Origin of the sequence: Shewanella sp. LC6 (assembly GCF_006385735.2) — a bacterium.
GTDB lineage: Bacteria > Pseudomonadota > Gammaproteobacteria > Enterobacterales > Shewanellaceae > Shewanella > Shewanella xiamenensis.
Map to the genome: position 1 here is coordinate 564,504 of NZ_CP043902.1, position 20,497 is coordinate 585,000.

Below are 20,497 nucleotides of genomic sequence, written 5' to 3' on the forward strand. Positions count from 1 at the left end.
CTCATGCAAAGTCATTATTCACACATAGTATTAGGTTTGGGTGCCACAGGGCTCTCGGTAGTGCGCTATTTGTGTGGAAAAGGCATTACGCCGTTGGTGATGGATAGCCGTCGCCAGCCTCCAGGTGCCGAAACACTGGCAAGTTCATTCCCTGAGGTGCAATTAATTGCTGGCGGATTTGATTGCCGTTATCTAGTGCAGGCGACGCAAATCATTATCAGTCCTGGGATTGCGATTGATACTCCCGAAGTGCGCGCGGCACTGGATATGGGGATTGAAGTCATTGGTGATATTGAGTTATTTGCCCGTGAAATTGCTGACCGTAAACCATGCGTGATTGGGATTACGGGCTCAAATGGCAAAACGACAGTCACCACCTTAGTGGGCGAAATGCTGCGAGAAGCAGGCATTGCTGTTGCTGTGGGAGGCAATATTGGTACTCCGGCGCTGGATTTGCTGCAAGAGAATGCGGATATTTTTGTGCTTGAGTTATCGAGTTTCCAGCTGGAAACCACCCATAGCTTGAATTGTGTGGCCTCAACCTGTTTAAACGTGACGGAAGATCATATGGACAGGTACAGCGATATGGATGCCTATCGGAAGGCCAAACTACGTTTGTATCATCAAAGTCGTTCCATCATTTTTAACCGTGATGATGCGCTGACTATCCCAACTGAACCCATGAACCAAAACAGCTTTGGTTTAGCGCCGCCTGAAGGCGACGAGTGGGGCATTTGCGACAGCAAGATTTATCACGGCCACAGTGAAATCATGCCAATCACCGAAGTGTCGCTGATTGGCAGTCATAACCATGCCAACCTACTTGCTGCAATGGCTTTGGTCTACGCGGTGGGTGTGGATAAGCAAGTGATGGCCAAAGTGGCTCGCACCTTTACTGGCCTTTCTCACCGTTGCGAAGTGGTAGGGGTCAAAGGTGGTGTGACCTATGTGAATGACTCTAAAGCAACCAATGTGGGGGCTACTGTTGCGGCCCTTGATGGTTTAAGCGATCACCTCGGCGACATTATTTTGATTGCTGGCGGCGATGGTAAAGGTGCGGATTTCAGTCCACTGGCCGAGCCGTTAACAAAAGTGACTCACCTCATTACCTTAGGTAGAGATGGCAATAAGATTGCCGCGCTGAAAGAAGGCGCTATTAAGGTTGATTCAATGGCTGCCGCTGTTGCTAAGGCCGCTCAATTAGCGACTTCGGGTGATATTGTGTTGTTGTCGCCCGCCTGTGCAAGTCTGGATATGTACAGCAACTTTATGGCCCGTGGTGATGATTTTAGAAGCCAAGTGGAGCAACTCGATGGCGAGTGATGCAAGACAGCTCAGCCTGTTTGGGCGAGTGCTGCATGCACTGCCCAACTGGCAACGAGATACCGAAGTCCCGGGCGCGCAATTGTACGATCGGGCTTTGCTCACTGCTGTTTTGTCTTTGATTGGCTTTGGTTTTGTAATGGTGATGTCGGCCTCTATGCCCGAGGCACAAACACTGACGGGTAACCCATTCCATTTTATGACTCGCCATGTGGGTTATCTGTTGGGATGTTTAGTGATTGCCGCATTTGTGCTGAGGGTTGAAATGCAAACTTGGCAGCGGATGAGCCCTATCATGCTGCTGGTTGTATTTTTGATGTTACTGGCAGTACTGGTCGTGGGAACTACCGTAAACGGCGCGACCCGTTGGTTATCAATCGGTCCAATCCGTATTCAAGTGGCCGAGGTCGCTAAGTTTGCGTTTTCTGTGTACATGGCGGGCTATCTGGTGCGCCGTCATCAGGAAGTGCGTGAAAATGCTAAGGGCTTCTATAAGCCGATTGCGGTATTTGCGATTTACGCGATTTTGATTTTGATGCAGCCCGACTTAGGCACTGTGGTGGTGTTGTTTGTCGGCACTGTTGGACTGTTGTTTCTCGCGGGTGCTCGGTTGCTGGACTTTTTCGCGCTGATCTTTGCTGGCATTTTAGCTTTCGTCGCGCTGGTACTGCTCGAGCCTTATCGTATGCGCCGGGTGACATCGTTTTTAGACCCTTGGCAAGATCCGTTTGGTAGTGGCTACCAGTTAACTCAATCGCTGATGGCCTACGGCCGAGGTGATTGGTTCGGCCAGGGCCTTGGCAACAGTATTCAAAAGTTGGAGTACCTCCCCGAGGCGCATACCGACTTTATCTTTGCCGTGATTGGTGAAGAGTTAGGGTTTATCGGCATTATCGCGGTCTTATCCGTGTTGCTGTTTGTGGCATTAAGGGCCATTCGCCTCGGCAATTTATGTCTGGTGATGGACAAAGCCTTCGAGGGTTATCTGGCCTATGCCATTGGGATTTGGATCTGTTTTCAGACCGTCGTTAATGTGGGCGCAAGCATTGGTATGTTACCTACTAAAGGGTTAACACTGCCCTTTGTGAGTTACGGCGGTAGTAGTTTATGGGTCATGACTGCGGCGGCAATGACATTGCTACGCATCGATTATGAGCGGCGCATGAGTTTAGTTCAGGCCGTGCAAGGGAGATTGAAGTAATGACCGACGCGGGTAAACGTATTTTAGTCATGGCAGGCGGCACGGGCGGACATGTGTTCCCGGCACTCGCGGTGGCAAAATATTTAGCGCAGCAAGGTTGGCAAGTGCGTTGGTTAGGTACAGCCGACCGTATGGAGGCGCGCTTAGTGCCTCAGTATGGCTTCGATATCGATTTTATCGACATCAAGGGCGTGCGTGGCAATGGTTTAGTACGTAAATTGGCGGCGCCTTTTAAAGTGGTGCGATCGATTCTGCAAGCCAAGGCCTTGATTGCCGAGTTCAAGCCCGATGTGGTGCTGGGCATGGGCGGATTCGCCAGTGGTCCGGGCGGTGTGGCGGCCAAATTAGCGGGCGTGCCCTTAGTGCTGCATGAGCAAAATGCCATTCCGGGAATGACCAACAAGTTGCTCTCGCGAATTGCGAATCAAGTACTGTGCGCCTTTAAAAATACCTTCACTCAGGTTAAGGCAAAGGTGGTGGGTAACCCCATCCGTCGCGAGTTAATTGCCTTAGGTGCCGAGCCTAAGCAAGCCGCGGATGATGCCTTAAAAGTCTTGGTGGTAGGCGGCAGCTTAGGCGCCAAAGTCTTTAACGACTTAATGCCTGAAGTCGTGGCTGCGCTCAGTAAACAGCAGTCGATTACGGTTTGGCATCAAGTGGGTAAGGATAATCTGGCAGGAGTGAAGTCGGCTTATCAACAGCAAGGACAAGAGGGCGGCGTTAACGTTGCCGAATTTATTGATGATATGGAAGCCGCCTATCGCTGGGCAGATGTGGTATTGTGCCGCGCTGGCGCGCTGACGGTATCCGAGTTAGCGGCGGTGGGACTTCCGAGTATTCTGGTGCCTTATCCCCATGCAGTGGATGATCACCAAACCCGTAACGCTCAAGTATTGGTTGAGGCTGGCGCCGCTTTCCTATTGCCGCAGGCCATCTTGGACGTGAATAAGCTGGTGAGTAAATTACAGTTACTCGCCAATGACAGAGCAGAATTAGCCCAAATGGGCCAAAGAGCGAGAGATGTTGCCGTACTGGATGCAACCGAACAGGTGGCCCAAGTGTGTATCGCTCTCGCCGAGAAAGGATAGGTATGACTAAGACAGAAAGATACTTACAGCTAAGAAGTATGATCCCAGAAATGCGCCGGATTAAGCGTATTCATTTCGTCGGTATTGGCGGCGCGGGCATGGGCGGGATCGCTGAAGTATTAGTAAACGAAGGTTATGTCGTTAGTGGTTCTGATATCGCACAAAACGCCGTGACTGACAGACTCTGCCTGCTGGGCGCGAAAATTCATATCGGCCATGGCGCCGATAACGTGCAGCAAGCCGATGTGGTGGTGGTCTCGACCGCGATTAATCCTGAGAATCCAGAGATTATTGCGGCGAAGGAATTGCGTATTCCTATCGTGCGCCGCGCTGAGATGTTGGCTGAGTTGATGCGTTATCGCCATGGTGTAGCGATTGCAGGAACTCACGGTAAAACCACGACCACCAGTTTGATTGCCAGTTTGTATGGTCAAGCGGGGCGCGATCCAACTTTTGTTATCGGTGGTTTACTTAACAGCGCTGGCACCAATGCCCGCTTAGGCACGAGTCGTTACCTGATCGCCGAAGCAGACGAAAGTGATGCGAGCTTCCTGCATCTGCAACCTATGGTCAGCGTAGTGACGAATATCGAAGCCGATCATATGGATACCTACGGTGGTGATTTTGAAAAGCTCAAATCGACCTTCGTGGATTTTTTACATAACCTGCCATTCTATGGCGTGGCTGTCGTTTGTATCGATGATCCAGTCGTACGTGAGATTATGCCGCGTATAGGTCGTCATATGATCACCTATGGCTTCAGTGACGATGCCGACGTGCAGGCGCTGAATTTTCATCAGCAGGGTCACCAATGCCGCTTTACCGTCAGACGTAAAGGCAAAGAAGATTTAGACCTGCTGCTTAATCTGCCGGGTCAGCACAATGTATTAAATGCACTGGCAGCGATTGCCGTGGCGACAGAAGATGAAATTGATGATAGCGCCATCATTCAAGCCTTGGCTGAATTCCAGGGTATTGGTCGTCGTTTCCAACACTTAGGCAAGTTCGCGACGCCAAAGGGCGAAGTGATGTTAGTGGATGATTATGGTCATCACCCCAGCGAAGTGGCGGCGACCATTAAAGCGGCGCGTGCAGGCTGGCCTGACAAACGTTTAGTGATGGCTTATCAGCCACACAGATACACTCGTACTCGCGATCTGTACGAAGACTTTATTGAAGTGTTATCTCAGGTAGATTGCTTGCTATTGCTCGATGTGTATAGTGCCGGTGAAGCACCGATCCCCGGTGCCGATGGTCGGGCTCTATGCCGTTCGATTCGTTTGCGTGGGCAGTTAGACCCCATATTTATTGCTAGCCCAGATCAGTTAGCTGAAGTGCTACCCGATGTGTTGCAGGAAGGGGATTTATTGTTGACCCAAGGTGCAGGTAATATAGGTGCCTTGTCGCGTCAGTTAGCCGCCACTGAATTAGGCTTTAGCACGGCTGTGACAACCGAGGTAAAACCTTGATGAATTGCGTGACAACTTGGATTTAAAGGAAATGTTGATCCGAGGTTTTAGCGCTATATAATGGCCGGTTTTCTGTGGTTTTTAGTAGTGTCGTTGAAGGGTGGAAACAAACGTGTCTTGGAGTGATAAGAGGCGACACTGGCGGGCGAGGATGTCACGGGTTAATTGGTACTTGTGGAGTGGGATTGGTTTTTTATGGTTAGTCATTGGTAGTTTTGTTTTTGGCGGCTACCTGCTACATAAGTTTTTAAATGATGCCAGCACTTTGCCCATTGAAGCGGTCGCCATTAAAGGTGAGCGGACTTACACCACAGATAGGGATATACAAATTGCACTACAGGATTTAATGCAGCGGAGTTTTTTTAGTGCTGACATCACCTTAGTGCAACAGGCATTAGAAGCTTTACCTTGGGTGTATCGTGCGTCAGTGAGACGTGAATGGCCTGCGAAACTCAGGGTGTATTTACAGGAGCAACAACCGGTCGCCCATTGGAATGGTACCGCTTGGCTCAATGTGCATGGTGAAGTGTTTGAAGCGCCATCGCACCCTGAGTTAGAGCATCTGCCTTATTTATCTGGGCCAGATGATATGGGGACCGAAGTGTTAACCGCCTACGCGCAGGTTAACTCGCTACTGAAGATTAATGGCTTTACCTTAGCCAATTTGAGTTTAACACCACGTCATGCGTGGCACGCGACACTAGGTAACGGTATTGTTTTAGACCTAGGTCGAGAAGATAAAATGGCAAGGATACAAAGGTTTATCACTGTTTACCCATTATTGGCGAAACAAGATAAACCGATTGCCAGAGTGGATTTGCGCTACGACACAGGGTTGGCCGTAGGCTGGGGCGATGCACAAACAAGAGAGCCGATAATTAATGACCAAAAACCAAGATAGAAATCTGATCGTCGGATTGGACATAGGAACCTCTAAAGTCGCAGTGATCATAGGCGAAGTTCTGCCCGATGGCGAAATCAGCATAGTCGGCCTTGGTAACCACCCTTCAAGGGGCATGGATAAAGGTGGCGTTAACGATTTAGACTCCATCGTGCGCAGTGTGCAACGCGCGCTCGATCAAGCGGAATTAATGGCAGACTGCCAAGTATCATCGGTTTACCTGAGCATTTCCGGTAAACATATCGCCTGCCAAAACGAAAATGGCATGGTGTCGATTAACGATGAAGAAGTGACACAGGAAGACGTCGACAACGTGATTCACACCGCGCGCTCGGTGAAGATCCCGACCGAACGTCGTATTCTGCATGTGTTACCGCAGGAATACGCGATTGACGTACAAGACGGCATTCGCAGCCCTATCGGCATGTCAGGCATGCGGATGGAAGCCAAGGTACACATAGTGACCTGCGCCAATGATATGGCGAAGAACATCACTAAGAGTGTTGAGCGTTGTGGTTTGAAGGTCGATGACTTAGTGTTCTCCGGCATTGCGTCGGCGGATGCGGTATTAACCTTCGATGAAAAAGACTTAGGTGTGTGTATCGTCGATATCGGGGGTGGCACGACGGACATCGCTGTGTATACCAATGGTGCGCTACGTCATTGCGCGGTTGTGCCCGTTGCGGGTAACCAAGTGACCAACGATATCGCGAAGATTTTCCGCACGCCGTCGTCACATGCCGAACAAATTAAAGTGCAGTTCGCCTGTGCACGCAGCTCCATGGTGAGCCGCGAAGACAGTATCGAAGTGCCTTCGGTGGGTGGTCGCCCATCGCGTAGCATGTCGCGCCATACTTTGGCCGAAGTGGTTGAGCCGAGATATCAAGAGCTATTTGAGTTAGTGCTCAAGGAGCTGAAAGACAGTGGTTTAGAAGACCAAATCGCCGCAGGTATCGTGCTAACAGGTGGTACGGCGTCGATTCAAGGCGTGGTGGACATTGCGGAGGCAACCTTTGGTATGCCTGTTCGCGTCGCCTCACCATTGCCAGTTAAAGGGTTATACGAATACGTGGATCAGTCTATTTACTCCACTGGGGTTGGATTGCTTCACTACGGTGCAAGACGGGTGCTTGAGCGTCAATTCGAGCGTCCTGAGCGTCAAGGGGTTACCAGTGCTTGGAATCGGGTCCAAAGCTGGTTTAAGGGTGAATTTTAATAACGCAGGCAACACGGAGATCAGACAATGTTTGAGATCATGGACACTCACTCAGACGACGCGGTGATTAAAGTCATCGGCGTTGGCGGCGGCGGCGGTAACGCTGTCGAACATATGGTCAAACACAACATTGAAGGTGTTGAGTTTGTCGTTACCAATACAGACGCACAGGCGCTACGTAAATCTGGCGCTGGCTCAACGATTCAATTAGGTCGCGATGTCACTAAAGGGCTTGGCGCTGGCGCCAACCCCGAAGTGGGTCGTGCCGCAGCGGAAGAAGACCGCGAAAACATTCGTGCAGCGATCAAAGGCTCAGACATGATCTTTATCGCCGCCGGTATGGGCGGTGGTACTGGTACAGGTGCTGCGCCAGTTGTTGCTCAAATCGCTCGTGAAGAAGGCATCTTAACGGTTGCGGTCGTGACTAAGCCTTTCCCTTTCGAAGGCAAAAAGCGCATGGCTTATGCCGAGCAAGGTATCGCTGAGCTTGCTAAGCACGTGGATTCGCTAATCACTATCCCTAACGAAAAATTATTAAAAGTATTGGGTCGTGGTACGTCATTACTCGATGCGTTTGCCGCAGCGAATAACGTGTTACTCGGCGCAGTACAAGGTATTGCTGAGCTGATTACTCGCCCAGGTCTGATTAACGTCGACTTTGCGGACGTGAAAACCGTTATGTCTGAAATGGGTAATGCCATGATGGGCACTGGTGTTGCACGTGGTGAAGACCGTGCAGAAGAAGCGGCTGAAGCTGCTGTAGCCAGCCCATTATTAGAAGACATCGACTTAGCCGGTGCCCGTGGTGTGTTAGTTAACATTACCGCAGGTATGGACATGAGCATCGAAGAATTTGAAACTGTTGGTAACCATGTTAAAGCTTATGCTTCTGACAATGCTACCGTGGTTGTGGGTGCGGTTATCGACCCAGAAATGAGCGACGAACTGCGCGTAACCGTAGTTGCAACGGGTATTGGTGCTGAAAAGCGTCCTGATATCCAATTAGTTTCTAAGCCAGCACCACGTCCAGAACCAGTGGTTGTGGAACCAAAAGTTGAAGCTTATGTCGAAGAAGCAACTCATGTGAGCTATGCGGCGCCAAAGGGTAACGTATTACCTGCATCGCCAGCACCTGCTCCTGCGCCAGCGCCTTCAACAAAGCATGAATTGGATTACTTAGATATCCCAGCGTTTTTGCGTAAGCAAGCTGATTAAAACAGGTATTTGAGTCCAGCGTATCGGGTGATGTATTGCTCTATCGGCAATACCACCCAATGACGACATTTGTATGACATAGCTAACTTATGTTACTATGTTGAACCTATGTGGTCGTTTTGCTGCCGCTGTGTGCGCAAATATTAGGCTTAATTATTGAAATCTAAACGGGTAACTGAATGATATTTCAAAGAACTGTTCAAAAAATGGTGAAAGCTACCGGAGTCGGTTTGCACTCTGGGAATAAGGTCACCTTGAGCATTATGCCCGCACCAGTCAATACAGGGATCGTACTTGTGCGTACCGATATGAGTCCTGCCGTTGCTATTCCAGCAAAGGCGGAACAAGTTCGCGAAACCACGATGTGCACGGCACTTGTCAATGACGAAGGTATTCGTATTTCGACTATTGAGCATTTATTTGCAGCCTTAGCGGGTTTAGGCATTGATAACGCCGTAATCGAAGTGGACGCCCCTGAAATCCCAATTATGGATGGCAGTGCGAGCCCATTTGTCTTCTTACTTCAGTCTGCGGGTATTAAAGAGCAGTCTGCACCTAAGAAGTACTTAAAGATTAAACGCCCTGTGCGTGTTGAAGACGGTGATAAGTGGGCCGAGCTCAAGCCTTTCAAAGGTTTTAGAGTCAACTTTAAAATTGACTTTGCTCACCCCGAAATTGCTCGCAGCCAACAGCATGTGGTGATGGACTTCTCTACTTCAGCTTTTGTTAAAGACATTAGCCGCGCTCGTACTTTTGGTTTTATGCGTGATATTGAGTATCTGCGTGCGAATAACCTAGCATTAGGTGGCAGCATGGAAAACGCAGTTGTACTTGATGAATATCGCGTCCTCAACCCCGACGGCCTGCGTTATGAGGATGAGTTCGTTAAGCACAAAATTTTAGATGCGTTTGGTGATCTCTATGTGGCAGGACACGCCATTCTTGGTGAGTTTACTGCCTATAAAACGGGTCATGCTCTGAATAACCAGTTAGTACGTGCCTTATTGGCGCAGCAAGATGCGTGGGAGTTAGTGAGCTTTGAGAAAGAAGCCGATGTGCCCGTTAGCTTTGCTGTACCTGGTGGCGCGGTCTTCGCTTAATTGCGTCTGATGTTTACTTATTACGGCTGGCCAATGTGGCCAGCCGTTTTAGTTTTTCGCCTAGTGTCCCGCTCACATTTTCTGCAAGTGCGGCAATATGTTCTGCAGCGGCTGGACTCAGTGCCTTATGCGCCTGTTTCGGCTTTGCGTCATACAATGCTAATCTCGGGTTGACTTTAACTTCAATTGCGGTAAGGATTGGGAGCGTTTCTGCTTGAAGCTGCGCGAGTAGTTTCGGCTTTTGGAAATTAATTCGTGCGGCCCATGCTGCCGAAGTGGTTTCAACCACAAGAACACCCTGGCGGAAATTAGCGACTTTCAGCTGCTCCGCAACAGGACCTGCGACAATCTGCTTCACGTGCTGATCCAGATATAAAAGTAGTTCCGCTTTCTCAGCTATGTCGGGTAATGTGCCTGATTGGTGTAGTAATTGGCTGAGATCCTGAGGGGGCTTTTTCATATGATAATAAGATGGCTGAATTAGGCTATGAGTGTAACAGTATTTATTCAAGGTCGGAATGGCGTTACGCGCTGGCAACCCAGTAAACGCTGGTTGATCCTTCCCATGCTATTGTTAGCTACTGGTGCCGGTATTTATCAACACAACTCTGCTAAGTTTGAAAATCAGCAAGCCAGTGTCGATAACGATCGAATCCAACGCGAACAACAAAAGAAGCAAGTCTTAGAGCTTAAAAGTGCCACAGAGTCACAGCTAGCCATGCTGGCGACCCATGTCGCGCGCATGCAAGCTAAAATCACCCGTCTCGAGGCCTTAGGTCAACAAGTCGCAAAACAAAACAAATTGGATGAAGACTTTGATTTCTCATCTGAAGTTGGGGTTGGTGGTTTAAGCGAATTAGGCTCAAATATCGAAATTAGTCAGCTTATCGAAGATATGGATAAACTGGCGTCACGAATTGACAACAATAATGTTCAACTATCACTACTTGAAACAGTGTCATCTAACCACCATATAGATGCTGAACGTTATGTATCAGGGCTCCCACTCGATAAAGGTTGGTTATCGTCGCCCTACGGATTACGTAATGACCCTTTTAACGGTCGTCGAACCATGCACAAAGGGATCGATTTTACCGGTCGGGAAGGGGCTAAAGTTGTCGCGACTGCAGCAGGCGTGGTGACTTGGGCTGGGAATATGTTTGGTTATGGCGAATTGGTCGAAATCGACCATGGTAACGGTTTACGTACACGCTATGGCCATAATAAAGCTTTGTCAGTAGCTGTAGGTGATGTGGTCGCTAAAGGCGAAACCATCGCCAGTATGGGAAGCACTGGGCGCTCAACAGGGGCTCATGTGCATTATGAAGTGTTGCGTGGCGGACAGCAGATAGATCCACAAAAGTTTGTCTACCGCAAAGCAAGTTAATTGAAACATTGGCTTCTAGTTTCCATCATGGACTTGGCCTACAGAAAATAAGTGATTCAGATGTTTGGTAAATTACTGACAAAAGTATTTGGTAGTCGCAACGACCGTACCCTTAAAGGGTTACAAAAAGTAGTTAATAAGATTAATGCGCTTGAAGCCGATTATGAAAAATTAACCGATGAGCAGCTTAAAGCGAAAACCGCAGAGTTTCGTGAGCGTTTAGCTGCGGGCGCTTCATTAGATAGCATTATGGCGGAAGCGTTTGCCACCGTGCGTGAAGCATCTAAGCGTGTGTTCGAAATGCGTCACTTCGACGTGCAGTTACTCGGTGGTATGGTACTTGATAGTAACCGTATCGCTGAAATGCGTACGGGTGAAGGTAAAACTTTAACCGCAACACTGCCTGCTTACTTAAATGCCTTAACGGGCAAAGGCGTTCACGTTATTACCGTCAACGATTACTTAGCACGCCGTGATGCTGAGAATAACCGTCCACTGTTCGAATTCTTAGGTTTAACTGTTGGGATTAACGTTGCTGGCCTTAGCCAACAGGCGAAGAAAGATGCCTATAACGCCGATATTACCTACGGTACCAACAATGAATTTGGTTTCGATTATCTGCGCGACAACATGGCGTTTTCACCACAAGAGCGTGTTCAACGTCCATTACACTATGCACTGATCGACGAAGTCGACTCAATCCTTATCGACGAAGCCCGCACGCCATTGATTATCTCTGGTGCAGCGGAAGACAGCTCTGAGCTATACATCAAGATCAACACGCTTATCCCTAATCTTATCCGTCAAGATAAAGAAGACTCTGAAGAGTATGTGGGCGAAGGCGACTACACCATTGATGAAAAAGCCAAACAAGTGCACTTTACTGAACGCGGTCAAGAGAAGGTTGAAAACCTGCTGATTGAACGTGGCATGTTAGCCGAAGGCGACTCACTTTACTCAGCAGCTAATATTTCGCTACTGCACCATGTGAACGCAGCACTACGTGCTCATACCTTATTTGAGCGTGATGTGGACTATATCGTTCAAGATGGCGAAGTGATCATCGTTGATGAACACACCGGTCGTACTATGCCAGGTCGTCGTTGGTCAGAAGGTTTACATCAAGCTGTTGAAGCCAAAGAAGGTGTTCGTATTCAAAACGAAAACCAAACTCTAGCATCGATTACCTTCCAAAACTACTTCCGTTTATATGAGAAGTTAGCGGGCATGACAGGTACTGCCGATACCGAGGCGTTTGAGTTTCAACACATCTATGGTTTAGATACCGTGGTGGTGCCAACTAACCGTCCAATGGTCCGTAAGGATATGGCGGATTTAGTTTACTTAACCGCTAATGAAAAGTATCAAGCGATTATTAAAGACATCAAAGACTGCCGCGAGCGTGGCCAACCTGTATTGGTCGGTACCGTTTCTATCGAACAGTCAGAACTGTTAGCGCGCTTAATGGTGAAGGAAAAGATCCCGCACCAAGTGCTTAACGCTAAGTTCCATGAAAAAGAAGCCGAGATTGTTGCCCAAGCTGGCCGTACTGGCGCCGTAACCATTGCCACTAACATGGCTGGTCGTGGTACCGACATCGTGCTTGGTGGCAACTGGAATATGGAAATCGAGGCGCTGGAAAATCCTACCCCAGAGCAAAAAGCCAAGATCAAAGCTGATTGGCAAGTGCGTCATGACGAAGTCGTTGCTGCGGGTGGTTTACACATTCTCGGTACCGAGCGCCACGAATCACGTCGTATCGACAACCAGCTACGTGGTCGTGCGGGCCGTCAAGGTGATGCGGGCTCTTCACGTTTCTACCTGTCGATGGAAGATAGTTTAATGCGTATCTTCGCTTCTGATCGCGTCTCCGGCATGATGAAAAAGCTGGGCATGGAAGAAGGCGAAGCGATCGAACATCCATGGGTTTCCCGTGCAATCGAAAATGCTCAACGTAAAGTAGAAGCACGTAACTTCGATATTCGTAAGCAATTACTTGAATTCGATGACGTGGCAAACGATCAACGCCAAGTGGTTTACGCCCAGCGTAATGAGTTGATGGATGCGGAAAGTATTGAAGACACGATTAAAAACATCCAAGACGATGTAATTGGTGCGGTAATCGATCAGTACATTCCACCACAATCAGTAGAAGAGTTATGGGATGTTCCTGGGTTAGAGCAGCGCCTAAACCAAGAGTTTATGCTTAAACTGCCAATCCAAGAATGGCTCGATAAAGAAGACGACTTACACGAAGAAAGCCTACGTGAGCGTATTATCACTTCTTGGTCAGATGCTTATAAAGCTAAAGAAGAAATGGTCGGTGCCTCAGTACTGCGCCAATTCGAAAAAGCAGTGATGCTACAAACCCTTGATGGCTTGTGGAAAGAGCATTTAGCCGCAATGGATCATTTACGCCAAGGCATCCACTTACGTGGTTACGCGCAGAAGAATCCAAAGCAAGAGTATAAGCGTGAGTCATTCGAACTGTTCCAACAATTGCTGAATACGCTGAAACATGACGTGATTAGCGTGTTGTCTAAAGTTCAAGTGCAAGCTCAATCTGATGTTGAAGAAATGGAAGCTCGTCGTCGTGAAGAAGATGCCAAAATCCAACGCGACTATCAGCACGCAGCAGCCGAAGCCTTAGTTGGTGGGGATGATGGTAGCGACGAGATGATGGCGCACACACCAATGATCCGAGATGGCGATAAAGTTGGCCGTAACGATCCTTGTCCTTGTGGCTCTGGCCGTAAATATAAGCAGTGTCACGGTAAGCTAAGCTAATTCAACACGTGCACCTAATTCTAAAAGGCGACTGTAATAGTCGCCTTTTTCATGCCTACTCAAAGCCAGATACAAATCATTGAATCTGTCTGCATCTATATAAAGCTTATTTGAATCTCCAGCCTTCCAGTTATGGCAAGTCATGCTTTGTTCACAAATAAAGCAGTAAAATTGCCTTTTGTGGATAACGTTGGGGGTAACTAGTGGGTACTTTGTGACTAACTGAAACTATTGAAAAAAGATCGAAAAAATACAAAAAAGCGCTTGCACAAAAAGTTCCGCTGCCTATAATGCGCATCCACTGACACGGCAGACAGCGATACGCAGTTGCAAGTGCCAGTTCATCAAGTGATTCAGTCCTTGATGAGCGAAAAGAAAGTTTAAAAAACTACTTGACGCAAAAACGGGAATGCGTAAAATACGCAGCCCTGACCCGCTGAAATCACTTGTGATAATGCGATGGTCAACGCTCTTTAACAATTTATCAAGCAAATCTGTGTGGACACTCACAGGTGTTGAGTTAATCGAAATTATTCTGCCGTTTGGCGAGTAATCAAAGAATTAAATCAATGAATGAGTGTTCATAGCAATATGTACATACAGTAATGTATGAATTGAAACGCGATGCTTCTTAGTGAGCAAAGCGAATCAAAACAGTAGAATTCATTGAGTCGTTTCTTCGGAAACAAAAAACTTTTAATTGAAGAGTTTGATCATGGCTCAGATTGAACGCTGGCGGCAGGCCTAACACATGCAAGTCGAGCGGCAGCACAAGGGAGTTTACTCCTGAGGTGGCGAGCGGCGGACGGGTGAGTAATGCCTAGGGATCTGCCCAGTCGAGGGGGATAACAGTTGGAAACGACTGCTAATACCGCATACGCCCTACGGGGGAAAGAGGGGGACCTTCGGGCCTCTCGCGATTGGATGAACCTAGGTGGGATTAGCTAGTTGGTGAGGTAATGGCTCACCAAGGCGACGATCCCTAGCTGTTCTGAGAGGATGATCAGCCACACTGGGACTGAGACACGGCCCAGACTCCTACGGGAGGCAGCAGTGGGGAATATTGCACAATGGGGGAAACCCTGATGCAGCCATGCCGCGTGTGTGAAGAAGGCCTTCGGGTTGTAAAGCACTTTCAGTAGGGAGGAAAGGGTGAGTCTTAATACGGCTCATCTGTGACGTTACCTACAGAAGAAGGACCGGCTAACTCCGTGCCAGCAGCCGCGGTAATACGGAGGGTCCGAGCGTTAATCGGAATTACTGGGCGTAAAGCGTGCGCAGGCGGTTTGTTAAGCGAGATGTGAAAGCCCTGGGCTCAACCTAGGAATAGCATTTCGAACTGGCGAACTAGAGTCTTGTAGAGGGGGGTAGAATTCCAGGTGTAGCGGTGAAATGCGTAGAGATCTGGAGGAATACCGGTGGCGAAGGCGGCCCCCTGGACAAAGACTGACGCTCATGCACGAAAGCGTGGGGAGCAAACAGGATTAGATACCCTGGTAGTCCACGCCGTAAACGATGTCTACTCGGAGTTTGGTGTCTTGAACACTGGGCTCTCAAGCTAACGCATTAAGTAGACCGCCTGGGGAGTACGGCCGCAAGGTTAAAACTCAAATGAATTGACGGGGGCCCGCACAAGCGGTGGAGCATGTGGTTTAATTCGATGCAACGCGAAGAACCTTACCTACTCTTGACATCCACGGAAGAGACCAGAGATGGACTTGTGCCTTCGGGAACCGTGAGACAGGTGCTGCATGGCTGTCGTCAGCTCGTGTTGTGAAATGTTGGGTTAAGTCCCGCAACGAGCGCAACCCCTATCCTTATTTGCCAGCACGTAATGGTGGGAACTCTAGGGAGACTGCCGGTGATAAACCGGAGGAAGGTGGGGACGACGTCAAGTCATCATGGCCCTTACGAGTAGGGCTACACACGTGCTACAATGGCGAGTACAGAGGGTTGCAAAGCCGCGAGGTGGAGCTAATCTCACAAAGCTCGTCGTAGTCCGGATTGGAGTCTGCAACTCGACTCCATGAAGTCGGAATCGCTAGTAATCGTGGATCAGAATGCCACGGTGAATACGTTCCCGGGCCTTGTACACACCGCCCGTCACACCATGGGAGTGGGCTGCAAAAGAAGTGGGTAGCTTAACCTTCGGGGGGGCGCTCACCACTTTGTGGTTCATGACTGGGGTGAAGTCGTAACAAGGTAGCCCTAGGGGAACCTGGGGCTGGATCACCTCCTTACCTATACGACTAACTCGATGTTTGGTTGGTAAGAAACTGCTCCATGCGTTTCTTACACACGGCACATCCATGTGCCTGAGTGTTCACACAGATTTGCTTGATAGAAGATAGAGTAAAAGATGGGTCTGTAGCTCAGCTGGTTAGAGCGCACCCCTGATAAGGGTGAGGTCGGTGGTTCAAGTCCACTCTGACCCACCAAATCTTCGTTCTCCTTTGTTAAATTAACACTCGTTTAGTGAACTAAACGTCGCGTTAATTTGCCGCGGATAACGTGATTTGGCAAACCAATCCTTTAAGAGGTTTGGAACATCTTATTTACTCGCACTGCATGTAAATGGGGCTATAGCTCAGCTGGGAGAGCGCCTGCCTTGCACGCAGGAGGTCTGCGGTTCGATCCCGCATAGCTCCACCATTTACTGCATTATGGTTAGAGATGCCAAAGATAAACTTAAACATTATCTTTGGCTTTTTTAAGCCCGCTCTTTAACAATTTGGAAAGCTGATAGTAATTAACACAATGATGTCTGTCGTTGTGTTAATACGAAAAAATTGAGTTCTTAAAACACTTGTTAAGTGTCTTGAATATTCAAGTCTAAGGCGAGTCCATCTTCTTGGTCGAAGATGAGACAAGTAAAACCAGCTGGTCGCAACAATTCAAGTGGCTCACGTAAGTGAAACCTATTTGGGTTGTATGGTTAAGCGACTAAGCGTATACGGTGGATGCCTTGGCAGTCAGAGGCGATGAAGGACGTAGTAACTTGCGAAAAGCGTTGGCGAGCTAGTAACAAGCATTTGAGCTAACGATGTCCGAATGGGGGAACCCGGCCGCATAAGCGGTCATCGTAACGTGAATACATAGCGTTGCGAGGCAAACGAGGGGAACTGAAACATCTAAGTACCCTTAGGAAAAGAAATCAACCGAGATTCCCCTAGTAGCGGCGAGCGAACGGGGATTAGCCCTTAAGTCAGAGGGGTGTTAGTGGAATGGTCTGGAAAGTCCAGCGGCACAGGGTGATAGCCCCGTACACGAAAACTAACCTTTGATGAAAACGAGTAAGGCGGGACACGTGATATCCTGTTTGAATATGGGGGGACCATCCTCCAAGGCTAAATACTCCTGACTGACCGATAGTGAACCAGTACCGTGAGGGAAAGGCGAAAAGAACCCCTGTGAGGGGAGTGAAATAGAACCTGAAACCGTATACGTACAAGCAGTGGGAGCGGTTCTTGAGACCGTGACTGCGTACCTTTTGTATAATGGGTCAGCGACTTACGTTTTGTAGCGAGGTTAAGCGAATAGCGGAGCCGTAGGGAAACCGAGTGTTAACTGCGCGTTTAGTTGCAAGGCGTAGACCCGAAACCCGGTGATCTAGCCATGGGCAGGTTGAAGGTTGAGTAACATCAACTGGAGGACCGAACCGACTAATGTTGAAAAATTAGCGGATGACTTGTGGCTGGGGGTGAAAGGCCAATCAAACCGGGAGATATCTGGTTCTCCTCGAAAGCTATTTAGGTAGCGCCTCGAGCGAATACCATTGGGGGTAGAGCACTGTTAAGGCTAGGGGGTCATCCCGACTTACCAACCCTTTGCAAACTCCGAATACCAATGAGTACTACTCGGGAGACAGACGGCGGGTGCTAACGTCCGTCGTCAAAAGGGAAACAACCCAGACCGTCAGCTAAGGTCCCAAAGTGTATGTTAAGTGGGAAACGATGTGGGAAGGCTTAGACAGCTAGGATGTTGGCTTAGAAGCAGCCATCATTTAAAGAAAGCGTAATAGCTCACTAGTCGAGTCGGCCTGCGCGGAAGATGTAACGGGGCTAAACATACCACCGAAGCTACGGGTGCAATTCATTAGAGTTGCGCGGTAGAGGAGCGTTCTGTAAGCCGTTGAAGGTGAAGGGGTAACCCACACTGGAGGTATCAGAAGTGCGAATGCTGACATGAGTAACGATAAAGGGGGTGAAAAACCCCCTCGCCGAAAGACCAAGGGTTCCTGTCCAACGTTAATCGGGGCAGGGTGAGTCGACCCCTAAGGTGAGGCCGAAAGGCGTAATCGATGGGAAACAGATTAATATTTCTGTACTTCCGCTAACTGCGATGGAGAGACGGAGAAGGCTAGGCTAGCGCGGCGTTGGTAGTCCGCGTTTAAGGTGGTAGGTGGGTGACTTAGGCAAATCCGGGTCACTATACACTGAGAGCTGATGACGAGTCCCCAAGGGAATGAAGTAGTTGATGCCATGCTTCCAGGAAAATCTTCTAAGCTTCAGGTTAGCGGGAATCGTACCCCAAACCGACACAGGTGGTCGGGTAGAGAATACCAAGGCGCTTGAGAGAACTCGGCTGAAGGAACTAGGCAAAATGGTACCGTAACTTCGGGAGAAGGTACGCTCTTGTTGGTGATGAGACTTGCTCTCTAAGCTGACGGGAGTCGCAGATACCAGGTGGCTGCAACTGTTTATCAAAAACACAGCACTGTGCAAACTCGCAAGAGGAAGTATACGGTGTGACGCCTGCCCGGTGCCGGAAGGTTAATTGATTGGGTTATCGCAAGAGAAGCTCATGATCGAAGCCCCGGTAAACGGCGGCCGTAACTATAACGGTCCTAAGGTAGCGAAATTCCTTGTCGGGTAAGTTCCGACCTGCACGAATGGCGTAATGATGGCCACGCTGTCTCCAGCCGAGACTCAGTGAAGTTGAAATTGCGGTGAAGATGCCGTATACCCGCGGCTAGACGGAAAGACCCCGTGAACCTTTACTATAGCTTGGCACTGAACATTGACCCTACATGTGTAGGATAGGTGGGAGACTATGAAGTTGGAACGCTAGTTCTGATGGAGTCGTCCTTGAAATACCACCCTTGTAGTGTTGATGTTCTAACTTGGCCCCATTATCTGGGGTAAGGACAGTGCCTGGTGGGTAGTTTGACTGGGGCGGTCTCCTCCCAAAGAGTAACGGAGGAGCACGAAGGTTGGCTAAGTACGGTCGGACATCGTACGGTTAGTGCAATGGCATAAGCCAGCTTAACTGCGAGACAGACACGTCGAGCAGGTACGAAAGTAGGTCATAGTGATCCGGTGGTTCTGAATGGAAGGGCCATCGCTCAACGGATAAAAGGTACTCCGGGGATAACAGGCTGATACCGCCCAAGAGTTCATATCGACGGCGGTGTTTGGCACCTCGATGTCGGCTCATCACATCCTGGGGCTGAAGTCGGTCCCAAGGGTATGGCTGTTCGCCATTTAAAGTGGTACGCGAGCTGGGTTCAGAACGTCGTGAGACAGTTCGGTCCCTATCTGCCGTGGGCGTTGGATGATTGAGGGGAGTTGCTCCTAGTACGAGAGGACCGGAGTGAACGAACCGCTGGTGTTCGGGTTGTCATGCCAATGGCATTGCCCGGTAGCTATGTTCGGAATCGATAACCGCTGAAAGCATCTAAGCGGGAAGCGAGCCCCAAGATGAGTCATCCCTTGGACTATAAGTCCACTAAAGAGCCGTTCGAGACTAGGACGTTGATAGGTCAGGTGTGTAAGCGTTGTGAGGCGTTGAGCTAACTGATACTAATGACTCGAGAGGCTTAACCATACAACCCAGATGGGTTTTGCTAAGTAGCACTTAGACGAATAGAAACACTTAAGAAGTGGTACTCAATACAGCTTTCCGAATTCATTTACTGCCCACATAAGATGGGGAGTAGATACCAAATTTGCTTGGTGACAATAGCATTGTGGTCCCACCTGATCCCATCCCGAACTCAGAAGTGAAACGCAGTCGCGCCGATGGTAGTGTGGGGTCTCCCCATGTGAGAGTAGGTCATCGCCAAGCGCCTAATTTCATCTATTGATGATAAGAAATTGCTGATATGGCTCAGTCGGTAGAGCGCATCCTTGGTAAGGATGAGGTCCCCAGTTCGATTCTGGGTATCAGCACCATTATAGTCTAGTGTCATGTCCTAGAGAAAAATTTGCTTGGTGACAATAGCATTGTGGTCCCACCTGATCCCATCCCGAACTCAGAAGTGAAACGCAATCGCGCCGATGGTAGTGTGGGGTCTCCCCATGTGAGAGTAGGTCATCGCCAAGCATCCAAATAAACACAAAAGCCCTAGCCTAAACCGCTAGGGCTTTTGTGTTTATACGTTTCGCGAAAAGCTACCTCGATGTCGGTCAATAAATGTTCCTCCAATCTCCAATATTGACACTTCCACCATCCATTGCGGTCGCCCCCGCTACGAAGACAAGCTTCTTCGCGTTCAATCATGGCTAAATACTCCGTATTTATCGCGCTATGATTTCATCCCCATGTGAGAGTAGGTCATCGCCAAACGCCTAATACCATTCCGCATTAAAGCTCAGCCACCTTCGCCTATTCCCGAGAGTACATCTTTATCACGCGTTTTGTACAACTGATAAAGCTGTTCCATGCCTGGCTGCAGGCATCCACTATGTCCTCATATCCTTTAAAACAGCGATTGGCGAGATAATGTTGGCGCAGCCAACTCCATACCTGTTTGATGGGGTTTAGTTCTGGGGAATATGGCGGCAGTTTGAGGATCGACAGGTTAGGGAT

The 20,497-nt window shown here is 49.0% G+C and carries 11 protein-coding genes, 3 tRNA genes, 4 rRNA genes and 1 pseudogene (1 of these 19 running past the window's edge); 17 read left to right on the forward strand and 2 right to left on the reverse strand.

Going from position 1 to position 20,497, the window contains the following annotated elements; genetic code table 11:
- Window positions 1-3 precede the first annotated feature (3 nt).
- The 8 genes from murD to lpxC all read left to right on the forward strand — a co-directional run bounded on the left by murD (window position 4) and on the right by lpxC (window position 9,513).
- On the forward strand, window positions 4-1,323 hold the full coding sequence (gene murD, locus FJD32_RS02625; RefSeq protein WP_047536139.1) for a UDP-N-acetylmuramoyl-L-alanine--D-glutamate ligase: 1,320 nt from the start codon (window positions 4-6) through the stop codon (window positions 1,321-1,323).
- Window positions 1,313-2,524, forward strand: a complete 1,212-nt coding sequence (gene ftsW / locus FJD32_RS02630; RefSeq protein WP_055647665.1) for a cell division protein FtsW — start codon at window positions 1,313-1,315, stop codon at window positions 2,522-2,524. The genes murD and ftsW overlap by 11 nt, the downstream gene beginning before the upstream one ends.
- Window positions 2,524-3,612 carry an undecaprenyldiphospho-muramoylpentapeptide beta-N-acetylglucosaminyltransferase gene (murG, locus tag FJD32_RS02635; RefSeq protein WP_088586585.1) on the forward strand — a complete coding sequence of 363 codons (1,089 nt, stop codon included), beginning with the start codon at window positions 2,524-2,526 and terminating at the stop codon, window positions 3,610-3,612. The genes ftsW and murG overlap by 1 nt, the downstream gene beginning before the upstream one ends.
- A gap of 2 nt (window positions 3,613-3,614) precedes the next feature.
- On the forward strand, window positions 3,615-5,081 hold the full coding sequence (gene murC / locus FJD32_RS02640) for a UDP-N-acetylmuramate--L-alanine ligase (protein ID WP_037422821.1): 1,467 nt from the start codon (window positions 3,615-3,617) through the stop codon (window positions 5,079-5,081).
- A 151-nt stretch (window positions 5,082-5,232) separates the two neighbouring features.
- Window positions 5,233-5,982 (forward strand): cell division protein FtsQ/DivIB, encoded by a 750-nt coding sequence (locus FJD32_RS02645; RefSeq protein WP_037428855.1) that lies wholly within the window; start codon window positions 5,233-5,235, stop codon window positions 5,980-5,982.
- Entirely contained in the window at window positions 5,963-7,198 is a 1,236-nt protein-coding gene (ftsA, locus tag FJD32_RS02650; protein WP_011073897.1) for a cell division protein FtsA, read from the forward strand. The genes FJD32_RS02645 and ftsA overlap by 20 nt, the downstream gene beginning before the upstream one ends.
- 27 nt (window positions 7,199-7,225) lie before the next feature.
- Window positions 7,226-8,413: a cell division protein FtsZ gene (gene ftsZ, locus FJD32_RS02655; RefSeq protein WP_011624294.1), complete on the forward strand. Its 1,188-nt coding sequence runs from the start codon at window positions 7,226-7,228 to the stop codon at window positions 8,411-8,413.
- A 179-nt stretch (window positions 8,414-8,592) separates the two neighbouring features.
- A complete protein-coding gene (lpxC, locus tag FJD32_RS02660; RefSeq protein ID WP_037422814.1) occupies window positions 8,593-9,513 on the forward strand; it encodes a UDP-3-O-acyl-N-acetylglucosamine deacetylase in 921 nt (306 codons plus the stop codon).
- A gap of 13 nt (window positions 9,514-9,526) precedes the next feature.
- On the opposite strand, the gene FJD32_RS02665 is transcribed toward lpxC, so the two are convergent.
- Window positions 9,527-9,973 carry a DciA family protein gene (locus FJD32_RS02665; protein ID WP_037422811.1) on the reverse strand — a complete coding sequence of 149 codons (447 nt, stop codon included), beginning with the start codon at window positions 9,971-9,973 and terminating at the stop codon, window positions 9,527-9,529.
- Window positions 9,974-10,000: 27 nt separating this feature from the next.
- Here FJD32_RS02665 and FJD32_RS02670 point away from each other — a divergent pair, with 27 nt between their 5' ends.
- From FJD32_RS02670 to rrf (FJD32_RS02710), 9 genes are all read left to right on the forward strand, one after another.
- Window positions 10,001-10,900, forward strand: coding sequence for a M23 family metallopeptidase (locus FJD32_RS02670; protein ID WP_037428847.1), 900 nt, complete (start codon window positions 10,001-10,003; stop codon window positions 10,898-10,900).
- Between the two features lie 60 nt (window positions 10,901-10,960).
- On the forward strand, window positions 10,961-13,687 hold the full coding sequence (gene secA, locus FJD32_RS02675; RefSeq protein WP_037422805.1) for a preprotein translocase subunit SecA: 2,727 nt from the start codon (window positions 10,961-10,963) through the stop codon (window positions 13,685-13,687).
- A gap of 697 nt (window positions 13,688-14,384) precedes the next feature.
- A 16S ribosomal RNA gene (locus FJD32_RS02680) occupies window positions 14,385-15,927 on the forward strand.
- 121 nt (window positions 15,928-16,048) lie between these two features.
- Window positions 16,049-16,125, forward strand: a tRNA-Ile gene (locus FJD32_RS02685).
- A gap of 138 nt (window positions 16,126-16,263) precedes the next feature.
- Window positions 16,264-16,339 (forward strand) — tRNA-Ala (locus FJD32_RS02690).
- Between the two features lie 281 nt (window positions 16,340-16,620).
- A 23S ribosomal RNA gene (locus tag FJD32_RS02695) occupies window positions 16,621-19,513 on the forward strand.
- 124 nt (window positions 19,514-19,637) lie between these two features.
- Window positions 19,638-19,753: ribosomal RNA gene (rrf, locus tag FJD32_RS02700) — 5S ribosomal RNA — on the forward strand.
- A 31-nt stretch (window positions 19,754-19,784) separates the two neighbouring features.
- Window positions 19,785-19,860 (forward strand) — tRNA-Thr (locus tag FJD32_RS02705).
- Window positions 19,861-19,895: 35 nt separating this feature from the next.
- A 5S ribosomal RNA gene (gene rrf / locus FJD32_RS02710) occupies window positions 19,896-20,011 on the forward strand.
- The 16S, 23S and 5S rRNA genes sit together here with 3 tRNA genes alongside, the layout of an rRNA operon.
- Before the next feature lie 282 nt (window positions 20,012-20,293).
- On the opposite strand, the pseudogene FJD32_RS02715 reads toward rrf (FJD32_RS02710), so the two are convergent.
- A pseudogene (locus FJD32_RS02715) lies at window positions 20,294-20,497 on the reverse strand (IS630 family transposase) (its annotated part continues 297 nt past the right edge of the window); the annotation flags it as partial.

Excerpts from the sequence above, each read along its gene's own strand:
- secA (WP_037422805.1), top strand. The coding sequence starts at position 10,961 with ATGTTTGGTAAATTACTGACAAAAGTATTTGGTAGTCGCAACGACCGT.
- FJD32_RS02665 (WP_037422811.1), bottom strand. The coding sequence starts at position 9,973 with ATGAAAAAGCCCCCTCAGGATCTCAGCCAATTACTACACCAATCAGGC.
- FJD32_RS02645 (WP_037428855.1), top strand. The coding sequence starts at position 5,233 with ATGTCACGGGTTAATTGGTACTTGTGGAGTGGGATTGGTTTTTTATGG.
- ftsA (WP_011073897.1), top strand. The coding sequence starts at position 5,963 with ATGACCAAAAACCAAGATAGAAATCTGATCGTCGGATTGGACATAGGA.
- ftsZ (WP_011624294.1), top strand. The coding sequence starts at position 7,226 with ATGTTTGAGATCATGGACACTCACTCAGACGACGCGGTGATTAAAGTC.
- murD (WP_047536139.1), top strand. The coding sequence starts at position 4 with ATGCAAAGTCATTATTCACACATAGTATTAGGTTTGGGTGCCACAGGG.
- murC (WP_037422821.1), top strand. The coding sequence starts at position 3,615 with ATGACTAAGACAGAAAGATACTTACAGCTAAGAAGTATGATCCCAGAA.
- FJD32_RS02670 (WP_037428847.1), top strand. The coding sequence starts at position 10,001 with ATGAGTGTAACAGTATTTATTCAAGGTCGGAATGGCGTTACGCGCTGG.
- ftsW (WP_055647665.1), top strand. The coding sequence starts at position 1,313 with ATGGCGAGTGATGCAAGACAGCTCAGCCTGTTTGGGCGAGTGCTGCAT.
- lpxC (WP_037422814.1), top strand. The coding sequence starts at position 8,593 with ATGATATTTCAAAGAACTGTTCAAAAAATGGTGAAAGCTACCGGAGTC.
- murG (WP_088586585.1), top strand. The coding sequence starts at position 2,524 with ATGACCGACGCGGGTAAACGTATTTTAGTCATGGCAGGCGGCACGGGC.